Annotated in this window: 10 protein-coding genes and 2 pseudogenes; 10 read left to right on the forward strand and 2 right to left on the reverse strand. The window is 62.8% G+C overall.

Annotated elements, in window-relative coordinates; translation table 11 throughout:
- The first annotated feature begins 127 nt into the window (after positions 1-127).
- Both LEL84_RS13455 and LEL84_RS13460 read left to right on the forward strand, forming a co-directional pair.
- Positions 128-1144: a hypothetical protein gene (locus tag LEL84_RS13455; protein ID WP_226511878.1), complete on the forward strand. Its 1017-nt coding sequence runs from the start codon at positions 128-130 to the stop codon at positions 1142-1144.
- On the forward strand, positions 1128-1439 hold the full coding sequence (locus LEL84_RS13460) for an integrase core domain-containing protein (protein WP_226511879.1): 312 nt from the start codon (positions 1128-1130) through the stop codon (positions 1437-1439). The genes LEL84_RS13455 and LEL84_RS13460 overlap by 17 nt, the downstream gene beginning before the upstream one ends.
- 280 nt (positions 1440-1719) lie before the next feature.
- Here LEL84_RS13460 and LEL84_RS13465 read toward each other — a convergent pair whose 3' ends face one another.
- Complete coding sequence (locus tag LEL84_RS13465; protein WP_226511880.1) at positions 1720-3663, reverse strand: DUF262 domain-containing protein; 1944 nt, start codon at positions 3661-3663, stop codon at positions 1720-1722.
- Between the two features lie 90 nt (positions 3664-3753).
- On the opposite strand from LEL84_RS13465, the gene LEL84_RS13470 reads away from it, so the two are divergent.
- The 4 genes from LEL84_RS13470 to LEL84_RS13485 all read left to right on the forward strand — a co-directional run bounded on the left by LEL84_RS13470 (position 3754) and on the right by LEL84_RS13485 (position 7105).
- Positions 3754-3981: a hypothetical protein gene (locus LEL84_RS13470; protein ID WP_226511881.1), complete on the forward strand. Its 228-nt coding sequence runs from the start codon at positions 3754-3756 to the stop codon at positions 3979-3981.
- Between the two features lie 862 nt (positions 3982-4843).
- Positions 4844-5338 carry a hypothetical protein gene (locus tag LEL84_RS13475; protein ID WP_226511882.1) on the forward strand — a complete coding sequence of 165 codons (495 nt, stop codon included), beginning with the start codon at positions 4844-4846 and terminating at the stop codon, positions 5336-5338.
- 140 nt (positions 5339-5478) lie between these two features.
- A complete protein-coding gene (locus LEL84_RS13480; protein WP_226511883.1) occupies positions 5479-6546 on the forward strand; it encodes a hypothetical protein in 1068 nt (355 codons plus the stop codon).
- Between the two features lie 136 nt (positions 6547-6682).
- Positions 6683-7105 (forward strand): TfoX/Sxy family protein, encoded by a 423-nt coding sequence (locus LEL84_RS13485; protein ID WP_226511884.1) that lies wholly within the window; start codon positions 6683-6685, stop codon positions 7103-7105.
- 139 nt (positions 7106-7244) lie between these two features.
- Here the strand turns inward: LEL84_RS13485 and LEL84_RS13490 are convergent, their stop codons facing one another.
- Complete coding sequence (locus LEL84_RS13490; protein ID WP_319005277.1) at positions 7245-9029, reverse strand: DNA methyltransferase; 1785 nt, start codon at positions 9027-9029, stop codon at positions 7245-7247.
- A gap of 92 nt (positions 9030-9121) precedes the next feature.
- Here LEL84_RS13490 and LEL84_RS13500 point away from each other — a divergent pair.
- The 4 genes and pseudogenes from LEL84_RS13500 to LEL84_RS13515 all read left to right on the forward strand — a co-directional run.
- Positions 9122-10422, forward strand: a protein-coding gene (locus LEL84_RS13500) for an IS3 family transposase (protein WP_226511887.1) whose coding sequence is annotated in 2 segments (ribosomal slippage) — positions 9122-9395 and positions 9395-10422 — 1302 coding nt in all. Because the reading frame shifts where the segments join, the coding sequence is not laid out codon by codon here.
- 2 nt (positions 10423-10424) lie between these two features.
- Positions 10425-11200: pseudogene (locus tag LEL84_RS13505) on the forward strand (IS3 family transposase); the annotation flags it as partial.
- Positions 11201-11486: 286 nt separating this feature from the next.
- Positions 11487-12686, forward strand: coding sequence for an IS30 family transposase (locus tag LEL84_RS13510; RefSeq protein ID WP_226514317.1), 1200 nt, complete (start codon positions 11487-11489; stop codon positions 12684-12686).
- Between the two features lies 1 nt (position 12687).
- A pseudogene (locus LEL84_RS13515) lies at positions 12688-13029 on the forward strand (integrase core domain-containing protein); the annotation flags it as partial.
- Positions 13030-13164 lie beyond the last annotated feature (135 nt).

A 13164-nucleotide genomic window follows, 5' to 3' on the forward strand; every position in this document is an offset into this window, starting at 1 on the left:
AGCGCCGCAACTGGCGGAGTCTTTACCCTCAAACTGCTGAGCAATATCTCTGTACATGTTTCCATCTGTCGCAGGTTTCTATAGTGTGACTTGACATACAGCCTGTCACCTCGATGAGGAGGAACACATGAGTGACGAGCAGTCCGCGGGGGCGGTCGACATCGATCGCTGGATCACCGACTGGGAGTTCAGCAGCCGATACCCGGTGTACACACGCGCCAACGCCGGCGAAGTGCTGCCCGACCCGTCGAGTCCGCTGAACGTCACGATGGTCTGGAACAAGGGCCTCAACATCGGCTGGCGCCAGGGCTACGTCGACAACCTCGGCACTCACCTTGCCGAGGAGATCGACGAGGTGATGCCCGAGATCATCGGCAACTTCGGCGGCTACCACTACACGAACTTCTCGATGACCGAGCTCAACGGCGCCCGGCTCCCGGGGCTGACCGTGCCGGTGTGGAACAGCCTGTGGGTGGGCGACCACCCCGACATCCCCGAGTACGTACCCAAGCCGGGCGACGAGAACGCCGAACTGACCGCCGGTCTCGCCGAGAAGACCGCCTGGGCTCTCACGACCGATGAGTTCCCGGAAGCCGAGGAGGCCAAGCGGCGCGCCGACCGAGCACGCGACCAGCGTCCCGATCTCGCCGCGATGAGCGATACCGAACTCGTCGAGCACGCTCGCTCGCTGCTCCCCGACCTCATCTACTGCTACGCCTATCACCCGGTCACCACGACGCTGTCGACGATGGGCCCGGCCGTCGCCGGCCAGCTCCTCGAAAGCATCGGTGAGGCAGACAAACTCGGCGATCTGCTCAGCGGACTGGGCGGCGTCGACTCGGCCGCGCCGTCGTATGCGATGTGGAAGCTCGGGCGCCTCGTCGCCGGTTCCTCCGAGCTGACCGGGATCTTCGACAACGGACTCGCGACCGCCCTCGACACGATCACCGCGAGTGACTCCGCCGACGCCGCGAGGTTCCGAGAGGAGTTCGACGACTTCCTCTACCGCTACGGCTCGCGCGCACCGAACGAGTGGGACATCCGATCGCTCGATCACCGCCGACCGGTTGGTCGAGGAATTGGAGAAGACCTTCGCGATCTGGGGTGGCCCACCCATGGTGCTACGCATGGACAACGGCCCTGAGTTCATCTCAGAGGCGCTCCAGGCGTTCTGTGCAGGGTCGGTAGGCATCTCCTATATTCCGCCCGGCACTTCGTGGAACAACGGGTTCATCGAATCGTTCAACAACCGGCTTCGCGACGAGTGCCTGAACCGCAACTGCTGGCCCACCCTGCTCGAAGCTCGCGTGGTGATCGACGATTTCAAAGACGACCACAACCACCGGCACCGCCACTCGGCGCTGGGCTACCAGACCCCGGCCGAGTACGCTGCCCGATGCACCCACCAGCACCACCCTGTGGGCTGCGAGATCGACTGACCGACAGCTAGAAGAAACTGGCTCTAGAACTGCCTGGACCGGCTATCGGGGACCTGCCAGTTGGATGCCGAGTGTTCGGGACTCTCGGCTTGGTCGCTGGCGACGACCGCTGCCGGGATCGCACACCTGCACCGCTACGCGACCGCACACGGTTAGAGCTCTGGCGACGGCGACGGCGACGGCGACGAGCGCCGACTCGGAGTCGTAGAAGTTCGCCGTGGCGAACTCCCGCCCCGGCCGGGGCGGGTCTGCGCTCACCATTGCACCCCACGTTCCATCGTTAAGCGAGTCGACTGACGTTTTCTGGGCCCTCCCATATTTGGCAGAGCCGTTTCGCCAGTTCCACCGAACGGTTCCGAATATCTTCGTCGGTCCACTGCTTCGGATGCTCGTCGATAATCTGCTTATTCACTCGCAACACGCTGAACTTGCTGAGTAATGCTCGCTTGCCACGCCCGGCCTCTTTACCGCCAGGTGCTGCCACGGCTGCCTCCCCGTCGGTCCAGGGTCGATGTGACAGCGAACCGTTGAGCTTCTGGGTCACCAACGTCAGATTCCCCAGGGTATTGACCAAACGATCGCGTCTCGTAGCTTCTGCGTCGTCGAGACCGGTGTCCCAGTGCGTACGCCACTTCTGCGGCATCACGTGCTCCACCTGCAATGTGTGCCCGATTTTGACCTCTTCGTTGTACTCGTTGCGCAGCTGGTGTTCGATCCCCTCGAGTACCACGCGTAGGCGTCGTTGGTGAACATTGCCGTACATGCGCAGTCGCGGGATCTCCGTGGTCACGTCCAGGTCGGTAGGCCAGAGCCGCGCTTCGGAGGTCTGGGCAGCAAGGAAGCCGGCGACGATCGCACCGATGGCATCGGTGTCGTGTTCATCGAGCATTCCCAGGATCGACACCATCATTTTGTTGACGTCCTTCATGGTGCGACCGAGGAGGGTTCGCCGAATCACCCAGCTTTCGAGCGCCGCCAGGGCTTGTCGGACCTGACTCTCAGGCACGTTGTGATTGTCAGAAACGATCCACATCAGCAGAGGCATCGTGGCAGCGAGCTGAAACTCTTGGACCACGCTTTGATAGAAGCGGCCGACCTCGGTCTCGTCCGGGTTCTCAGCCATCGCCCGGAACTTGTCGGCGTCGCGCAGGAAGGCATCGAGAAACGCTTCCGCTTCATCGACGCTGGTCATACGGTTCGCGGCGTAGGTGGTGAACTTGCGGAACACGTCGTCGGTGAGAACCTCGTCGCGGGTCCGCATGGTCAACCAGTACTGCAAGAACGTGTCGATGCGCGAACGCATGTGCCGTCCTTGTGCGGATTCTTCCCGCCACCAGTCATCGTCGAACTCGCTCCAGTACCGATCCGGCCAGGTATCGATGTCAGCCCCAACCTTCTCGCCTTGCTGGAAAACCCAATTCTTGATCAGGTCGGCCTTAAGCAATGGGGCGCCACGATCGTTGAGGGTTTCGAAGATCAATTGGTGGTCGTCGTGACCTGCCAGGTTGATGGCGACCACGCACAGTCGTGATTGCAGGACCTCTGTCAATGCTTCGGCTCGTTGTGCGGCGGTGAACGAAAGGTCTGCGTCCTCTGCTTCTCCCGTCAGCCAGCTGAGAATCTCGTTTTGGAAGAAGCGACTGGCCTCGGCGATGCGGTGGTCGGCAAACCCGGCCAGCGAGGCCTCCTCGCTCATCACCGCAGCAAAGGCATCCCGATCCATGCGCGAGGGCCACAGCTTGAACTGGGCTGGCGTTCCTCGGAACCGTTTGGCGGAGTTGAGGGTCAGCTCTTCGAGCGCTTCACCGTGATCCTCGAAGTCCAGTTCCGTCAGTACTTTCTGGGCTGCATTGAGAATCACTTGCAGGGTGGTCGTGCGTTGTTGGCCGTCGATCACCTCATGGCGGGTTACATCCTTAGTGATCGGCGGTTTGGCCTTGAACACGATGGCGCCGAGGAAGTGCACCCCCTCGGTGTCGGAGGCGTCCCCAGATTGCTCGGTGGTGAGAACCTGCTCGGCAATACGCTGGACATCACGCCAGAGGGGAGACCATTGATCTTCTTCGGACCATACATACGGTCGCTGATAGACCGGAATCTCGTACTGCACTGCTGTGTCGAACAGCTCCTTCGGCGTCGATACGCTCGCCTTCACATCAACTCCGTTTCTGACGGCCGAACCTGACCGGATTCTGCCCGAGCCATTGGGCATCACGATCTTCATCGCTGTGAACGCCTTCGATGTCACAGGATCGCTACACCGCTTCGGCGAGGCTGGTGACGGTTCCACCATATGCGCCCATAGAGTTGACGCGTGCGCACTGCGAACAACCCTTCCGGCCATCCCGCGAGCTCGATCACCGCGGAGGATTTCCTCGCCGAGGCGGAGAGCGCCAATGTCATCCCCTGGTCGAAGCCGAGCGGCGACCCAGAGAGTCTGGCGACCCGGTTCATCCACTTCGGAAACGGTCAGAACCCGATAGAGATCGTGGTCGCGGAAGCCGAAGCGGCCCCCAGGAGCGACGAGATGCGGCGCTTGTAAAAGACCCGGGCCAACAAAGTCGCACCCGTGCTGTTGGTAGTTCGACGTCGGCAAGAAGAACTGGGGAGTTCCTGCGTACAACGGCGGGTTGTTCTCCAAGAACGCAAGCACCCATCCTGCCGGTGCCGCGATCGCAGCCATGCGTATTACCGATGCCGAGATCGCTCCTGCTCTGCGATCGTTGCTGGTCGACTTCGGCGGTGACGGCACCCAAAGACCTGTGGACTTCCGCTCCCTCTCGGTCCGTGAGTTCGGCACCATCTACGAAGGTCTGCGAATCGTCACTCTCGGTCGCTCCCACCGACCTCACGATCGACCAGGAGGGAACCTACGTTCCTGCCACGTCGGAGCAGTCAGTCACAGTTGCGACCTGACCGCCACCTGGGCGGCATCGGCATCGGATCGTGCGCGAGCCAAACTGCCTGTCCTGGCGCTGGACAGGGATGGCGCCCGCGACGTCCTCCCCGGCATCCGGCCGCCATCCCCATCTCCGTTGATTCGTCGAACAACGTCGTACGGATTGCTTGTTGCTGGTCACATCGTTTGAACCTGGTGCTCGGTCAGCTGGCTTCAGTGCGGGCCGCCCGTGGCACCGTGTCCGCCTCTGTCGTCGAGCAAGCGAATTCAGTACCAGCAGCTAGTTCCGCATTCGCCTCGGTAACCCTCTGTGGCACAGGAAGATACGCGGAACGGGGTTGTTATATGACTTATGCGGTGCGTCAGCGGGGTGACATGAGGAATTGCCAGGATGTAATCTGTGAGTAACCGCTTGACCGAGCGGTGGAAGTAGCCCCTCCTGGAGCATCGTGCCGGCAAGCTGGGTGCTCCTGGAGGGGCCTCTACGAGAAGTGAGGTTTTCTCGATGTATGACACTCTAACGCTTGATGTGGGTGATCTGACCCCGGAGCAGGTCGCCGAGATCCTGCGGTTCGTGGCGTCGCTGCGGGAGGTGGAGCTCGACGAACGCGAGATCGATGACGATTCGTGGCGAGACGCCACATCGACCGGGTGGACTCTCGAGCATGTGAAGTTGCTGCGTGAACATCTCGAGGATCGCGGCAAGGACGTCCAGCTCGCGGCGTTCGATCTGGCGATCAAGCAGGGCGGGTTCGTGTCGAGGGCGTCGGTGTACCGGCTCGGTGACTACGACGACTCTCGACGGCTCAACAACTGGACCGCGCCGTTTGTGGTCGCCGCGGACTGGCTGGAGGACGAGCATGATCTGACGAGCCCCCACTATCCGGTGTCGGCGGTGTATGACGACGAGGTCAGGGGCTACCAGCGAGCCCTCGGGTTCGAGGTTCTTCCGGAGATCGTGAAGCTGGTGCGCGAGGAGCAGGAAGGTTCGTCGAGCTGAGCCTGTCCCGGCGGGCGCCGCGGCGCCCGCCGGTTGCCGCCCGGCAACGGCGCGAAGAACGTCCATGAAGTCCGGGTCCGCCCCGATCGGCGAAAGGAAATTCGCTGACTGGGATCAATTCCATCGGCAGAATCGGTGCAATGAGTTCTACAACGCCTACCGTTCACCTGTGTCTGGTACGTCCCTGGCAACAGGCCGTCGACTGGTTTTTCCCCGGCGATGACGATGACCCCGACGTCGACGATCTGACGTGGCAGACTCCGTCGACGTTTGCCGCCGGCGACATCATGGTCTATGTAGCCGATGCGCCCAGCCCCTCGATCATCCAGGTGGAGACGCTGTCCAGCGGCTCGGAGGGCGAGGGCATCAGCGCCAGCCCCAAGACAGAGTGGGGACCCTACAGTGCCGGACTGTCCCTGAAAGCGATCGAACGACGGGTAGACGACTACTTGCCGATGGCGCCGGCGACACTCGCCGAGCCGCTTGCGCAGCGTTTCCTGACTGCGCTCGAGGCCGAGGCGTCTGACCCCACGCCGTGGCGCGACGTCGACGACTCGTGGTGCCGGCTGGGGCACAGTGATGATCCGCCGCCCGCTCCCCCGTTCGGACCGCACACATGTGCGGGATGCGGTGAGGAATTCACTCCGGAACGGGTGGCCGAGACCCACTACGGTAGCGGTGACGACCCCGCGTTCACCGACAGCTCGGCCTTTGCCGTCTGCGCCGACTGCCACGGCCGTCTGCACAAACCGCTCCCCGACACCCTCGCCGATCTCGTCTTCGAGCAACGACCACCGTGCCCTGCGTGTTCAGCGATGCACACCCTGGAAGTGATGTGGGGCATGCCCCCCGGCCCGCCCGGACCGTGTGTGGTCCTCGCCGGTTGCGACGTCACTGGAACAATCCTCGAACTACGATGCGCTGCATGTGGATACGAGTGGTCAGACGACGACGACCGCTACCCCCGCGCCACTGACGCCGGGGGTGGAGACCGGGTCCGAGCTCGGCTGGGCGACTTCCCCCCGCAAGACTTTCCCCCTTCGCCACGCCAACAACCCGGACGCCTCGTGGTCGGGCGCTACCATCCCCACCATGTCGACGGCGCCTGGGAATCAGGCACCCGGCACCTGATCATCGGCGTGGACCGCAAGCACTACATCGTCGATCCCGCCACCATCCGCTGGCCCGACCCCACCAACAACTGGTAATCGGCAACTTCCCTACTGGGCTAACCGCCAAGCCTGATAGTTCGCGGTGCCGACCGAGCCGCAAGATCACACCGAGCTTCTCGATGTTCGCACACGATCGACCGTCACGCGAGATACAGCCGGTACGGTCGCTGCCATGGGCTACACCGCCGAACAGCTACGCGTCCTCGTCGCCGCCTGCGAACAGTTTCGCGATTCCCAGGCGCCCCCGGGCTACCGTGATGGCCTCGCGCTCTGTCTCATCGATTCCCTTCAATCGACAGGCGTCACCTACTCCAGCGTCGAGAACGTGGTGGCCCGCTACCGGTCGTATCGCCGCGAGCAATGCGGCGACCCGAACCGCGACGGCGTCCCCGAGTTGCTGGCCACCTTCGACGAGCTGGACGGCCCGCACGGGTGGGCACAGAAGATCGGCAACAACAACCGCACCTCCACCCGCAGCGGAGTTCTCAAATCCCAGGCGATCCAAGATGCGGCCCGCGTGCTCCACGAGGCCGGGATCGAAACCGCTGCCGATCTGCGTGAGGCGGCCCAGGATGAGGCGCATCTGGCGGATTGACGGGACTCTCCGGTCTTCGCTGCTCGCCGCGTGACGGCGCGTACGGATTCCAGGCGGCGGCACACTCTCGCAGTCGCGGGGAGGGATGACCATGGGTCGCTGTCGTCGACGACCGTGGCGTTCCGAGCGAGAGGCCCGGTTAGGCGTCGGCGGCGAGGTTTCGGTAGAGCTCGAAGAGGAGTTCCAGCCGCTGCCGCTCGTTGTTGAGTCGCCGGCTCGCACCGAGGGCCGTGTCGACTTCTTTGTCGAGCCGGTGGTGTGCCTTGAGGAGTTCTGGGTCCATGGCGAGGGGGTTGTATGCCTCGGCGAGGCTGCGGCTGGGGTGTAGTGCGCGGGCGGCGAGAACTCCGCGCCCGGCGGCTATAATCTTTGCGCGAGTCGCTGATGTCAGTGCCGGGACGGGAAAGGTGTTCCATGTCAGCGTGTTTGCGAATCGCACTCGTGATTCCAGGCGACCGCCGATGGCTTTCTGCCAGGCGATGAACATCGCTGACGATACGAGAGCGAATTGTAGGCCGTCGGTGTCTTCGATGGTGAATGTGAGATCGCTGGCGATGGTGGTCGGGCCGATCGCCGCGGCGATGTAGTACGGGCGTGTCTCGCTGCACACTTTCGGCAGGCACAGGTGAGGTACGTCGCGGTGGGAGCGTTGGCCGAACAGGTGGGGGGTCGACGCCATGGCGCGCGTGCTGGCAGCTTTGCTTCTGGATCGCATGAGCGCGACCTTTTCCAGGCGTTCTTTCAGGATGGGGCTGCGTTTGATGTCGGCGGGGTCCATGTCCACGAGCCATAGGCACCAGCGCGGCAGGTTGTGGAGTAGCTCCCGCGAACCGATGAACGGTCGCACGTACTGTGCGGCGACTGGATCCGCGATGACGGAGGGGTAGTCGTCGTTTTCGACGATGAGGTTTCCTTCGTCGCGGGCCATGTTGCCGAAGACTGCGGGCACGATTTCGGGTGAGAGTGGTCTATTACGTTTGGTGATCAGCGCCGCCGGTGCGTCGGCGAGGTAGGCGTTGATGTCTGTGGTGACCTGCACCGGCTCTGGGTCGGCTTTCGGTGATGGATAGGTGAACAGTCGCTGTTTGACTGTCAGGTCCTTGGTGAAACCGACGATGACGCAGTGGACGGCGGCTTTGCCGGGCGCTTGGGAGTCCCAGGCGAATGTGCGGTGGGCGAATGCGATGCGCCAACCGTTGGCGGTGATCGGTCCGAACAGCCGTGGTACCTGGTCGCCCTGCACGATTGAGTTGGTGGTGACGAACGCGAACGCTCCAGGTCGCTGCGCTAGGAGGTCGAGGGTCTTGGCATGCCAGGCTGTCACGTAGTCGAGCCGGCTGATGTCGCGGGTGCCCCACGCGCGACGTAGCTGTTCGGCTTGATCGTCGGTGCGGGTAGCGTGGCCGAGGAACGGTGGGTTGCCGAAGACGAACGTCTGACCCGCTACGGCCGGTAGTTGCGCTTTCCAGTCGAGGTCGAGGGCGTCTGCGTGGGTGATATGGGCGGTGATGCTTATGGGAAGGCGTTCAGGGGCTTGCCCGATCGCTTCGGCGAGGTTGCGGTTGGCCTGGTGGTCGACGAGGAACATCGCGGTCTCGGCGATTTTCGCTGGCCACCAGTTGATTTCGAATCCATAGAAGCGGTCGATGGTCAGCTTCTGTTCGAGGGTGGCATCGAGCGACATTCCGGTCTCGCCAAGTCGACGGCGACGTTCGACGATGATGTCGGTTTCGATTTCGCGCAGCTTGGCGTAGGCGACGTTGAGGAAGTTGCCGGAGCCGCAGGCGGGATCGATGTAGATGTTCGATGCCAGTTCGTCCTGGAAGGCGGCGAGTTGGGCGGCGCTGGTGGACTTGTTCGCGATCAGGCGATCAGCGCGGGCCCGGTAGGTGTCAAGGAACAGGGGCCCAATGGTTTTGAGGATGTTGGCTTCGGTGGTGTAGTGCTCTCCCGCGGTGCGCCGTGAATCACCCCTGGTTTGATGCCGCTTCCTTCTGAGTCAGGAAGGATGAGCTCATGCCTAAAAAGATCGATCCAGAGGTCCGTTCGAGGGCTCTGCGGTTGCTGGAGGCCCACGGCGGGGAGTACACGTCGTTGACTGCCGCTGCCGAAGCGATCGCTAAGCAGGTCGGTGTCGGCGGGGAGACGGTACGCCGGTGGGCAGTGCAGGCACAGGTCGATGCCGGCGCCCGCTCCGGGACCACCTCGAAGGAGTCCGCCGAGATCAAGCGTCTCAAGGCGGAGAACAAGCAGTTGCGAGAAGACGTTGCCATTCTGAAGGCGGCGACAACTTTCTTCGCGGGGGAACTCGACCCCCGCAACCGATGATCGTGGCGTTCATAGATCAGATGCGCAGCAACGGTTTTGCGGTCGAGTCGATCTGCCGGGTCCTGCGTGAGCAGGGCTGCATGGTTGCCGCACGAACCTACCGGGCATGGCGAACACGAATGCCTGCTGCTCGTACCGTCTCCGACGCTCACGTCGTCGATGCGGTGCGCAATGTCGTCTGGCGCACCGATGACGACGGCCGACGGAAGATGACCATCGAGGGTCTCTACGGGCGGGTGAAGATGCGCGCCCATCTGCACCGCACAACACTGCCTGGGGTGTCCTACGGCGCTGTTGATCGAGCAATGAAAATGCTAGGCCACAACGGAATTCGAAGATCCAAAGGGGTCCGCACGACCGTCCGCTCCGCTGACGGTGTACGCGCGGAGGATTTGCTGAACCGACAGTTCAGTGCCGCCGAACCCAACCGGGTCTGGGTGACCGATTTCACCTACTGCCGGACATGGGCCGGGTGGGTGTACGTGGTGTTCATCATCGACGTGTTCTCCCGTCGAATCGTGGCGTGGCACGCATCGACATCGAAGACAGTCGAGCTGGTGACGGTCCCGCTTCGGATGGCGCTGTGGCAGCGCAAGCGGGAAGGGCATCCGGTGAAAGCTGCTGAGCTGATTCACCATTCAGATGCCGGAAGTCAGTACACATCGGTTACACTGACTGAACGTCTGCGACTCGAAGACATCGCCGCGTCGATCGGAACGGTCGGGGACGCCTACGACAACGCGCTGGCCGAGTCGGTGAACGGCTTGTACAAGACCGAGTGCATCCGGACCACGATCTTCCACTCCGGTCCGTACAAGACAGTCTCCGACGTCGAGTTCGCGACCGCTGGTTGGGTCGACTGGTACAACAACAGCAGGCTGCACTCCAGTATCGGCCAGATCCCCCCGACCGAGCTCGAAACGCTTCACTACGCTGGCCTCGGCCCCGAGGACCAGCCCACATTGGAGGCGGCACAGAACCTAGGGTGATTCAGTCCGCCGAGATCAAGCGTCTCAAGGCGGAGAACAAGCAGTTGCGAGAGGACGTTGCCATTCTGAAGGCGGCGACGACTTTCTTCGCGGGGGAACTCGACCCCCGCAACCGATGATCGTGGCGTTCATAGATCAGATGCGCAGCAACGGTTTTGCGGTCGAGTCGATCTGCCGGGTCCTGCGTGAGCAGGGCTGCATGGTTGCCGCACGAACCTACCGGGCATGGCGAACACGAATGCCTGCTGCTCGTACGGTCTCCGACGCTCACGTCGTCGATGCGGTGCGCACCGTGGTCTGGCGTACCGGTGACGACGGCCGGCGGAAGATGACTCCGGAGGGCCTCTACGGGCGGGTGAAGATGCGCGCCCATCTGCACCGCACAATGCTGCCGGGGGTGTCGTATGGTGCTGTTGATCGAGCAATGAAAATGCTAGGCCACAATGGGATTCGAAGGTCCAAAGGGGTCCGCACGACCGTCCGCTCCGCTGACGGTGTGCGCGCGGAGGATTTGCTGAACCGACAGTTCAGTGCTGCCGAACCGAACCGGGTCTGGGTGACCGATTTCACCTACTGCCGGACCTGGGCTGGGTGGGTGTACGTGGTGTTCATCATCGACGTGTTCTCCCGTCGAATCGTGGCGTGGCATGCGTCGACTTCGAAGACGGTGGAGTTGGTCACGGTCCCGCTTCGGATGGCGCTGTGGCAGCGCAATCGGGAAGGGCATCCGGTGAAAGCTGCTGAGCTGATTCATCATTCGGATTCCGGCAGTCAGGGTGAATTCAACTGGTCGTCGCAACACCTTGATCGTGGAGGTGTTGGCTTTGGCTACAGCAGACTGGAGCAAGAAGACCAGCGATGCGCCCACGGGGGTTCGTCGGCAGGGGCGAGCTGATCGTGCGTTGCGGCCGGCGATGCGTTCGCCGGGCCGGCCCGAGCCGTCGCGGGCGGTGCAACGTCAGTTTTGGGGGTTGATCGCGACGGGGATGAGCACGGCGGAGGCGTCGGTGGCGGTCGGCGTGTCGGTGCCGGTGGGGTCGCGGTGGTTCCGCCACGCTGGCGGAATGACGCCACTGAGTCTGGACGAGCCGGCGGGTCGTTACCTGTCGTTCGCTGAACGGGAAGAGATCGCGCTGCTCCGCGCCCAACAGTGTGGTGTGAGAGAGATTGCTCGGCAGATCGGACGCAGTCCGGCAACGATTTCGCGTGAGTTGCGCCGCAACTCCGCTACCAGGAGTGGGAAACGTGAGTATCGAGCCTCGGTGGCGCAGTGGAAAGCTGAGCAGGCCGCCAAGCGCCCGAAAACAGCGAAACTCGTGGCCAACGTCGAGTTGCGGGAGTACGTGCAGGAGCGGTTGGCGGGCACTGTCCGTAGCCCCGACGGCACGATCGTCGCCGGCCCCACGCCGCCGCCGTGGAAGGGGCTCAACAAGCCGCACCGGGCCGACCGGCGGTGGTCTCTGGCATGGAGTCCGGAGCAGATCTCCCAGCGCCTGCGGGTCGATTTCCCCGATGATGAATCCATGCGCATCAGTCATGAGGCAATCTATCAATCCCTGTTCATCGAGGGCCGTGGCGCGCTCAAACGCGAGTTGGTGGCGTGCCTGCGGACCGGGCGGGCATTGCGGGAGCCCCGTGCTCGCTCACGCAACAAGCCGCAGGGTCACGTCACCTCCGATGTCGTCCTCAGCCAGCGCCCGCCTGAGGCCCACGACCGTGCTGTCCCCGGCCACTGGGAGGGTGATCTCATCATCGGTGTGGGTCGGTCGGCTATCGGCACTGTTGTCGAACGGCGCAGTCGCGCAACGATTCTAGTCCATCTCCCACGCTTGCAAGGGTGGGGTGAGCAACCGCGGGTGAAGAACGGGCCGGCACTCGGTGGCTACGGCGCCATCGCGATGAACGCGGCACTGACGGCGTCGATAGCGGCGCTGCCGCAGCAGTTGCGCAAGACGTTAACGTGGGATCGCGGTAAGGAACTGTCCGCTCATGCCCAGTTCGCGATGGATACCGGAACGCAGGTGTTCTTCGCCGATCCGCATTCACCGTGGCAGCGACCGTCCAACGAGAACACTAATGGGCTGCTGCGCCAATATTTTCCGAAGGGAACTGACCTGTCACGGTGGTCTGCAAACGACCTCGAGGCCATCGCATACACCCTCAACAACCGTCCCCGAAAGGCCCTCGGCTGGAAGACCCCCGCCGAAGTCTTTGAAGGACAGTTACACTCACTACAACAACCCGGTGTTGCATGGACCGATTGAACCCGCCCAGTACACATCAGTTACCCTGACTGAGCGTCTGCGACTCGAAGACATCGCCGCGTCGATCGGATCGGTCGGGGACGCCTACGACAACGCGCTGGCCGAGTCGGTGAACGGCTTGTACAAGACCGAGTGCATCCGGACCACGATCTTCCACTCCGGCCCGTACCGGACGATCTCCGACGTCGAGTTCGCGACCGCTGGTTGGGTCGACTGGTACAACAACAGCAGGTTGCACTCGAGTATCGGCCAGATCCCCCCGACCGAGTTCGAAACGCTCCACTACGCTGGCCTCGGCCCCGAGGACCAGCCCACATTGGAGGCGGCACAGAACCTAGGGTGATTCAGGTACGCGAACGATGTGTGACATAAGGTCACTTCACCCTTCGCGCGCCGTCGGTGGCGGCGGACTAGGTTTGGATGGCGTTTAGATAGCCGTGATCATGTAGTCGGTCGGGACCGGGTCACTCAGCAAGTC

Origin of the sequence: Gordonia sp. WA4-43, from assembly GCF_020520305.1 — a bacterium.
Taxonomy (GTDB): Bacteria; Actinomycetota; Actinomycetes; order Mycobacteriales; family Mycobacteriaceae; genus Gordonia; species Gordonia hongkongensis.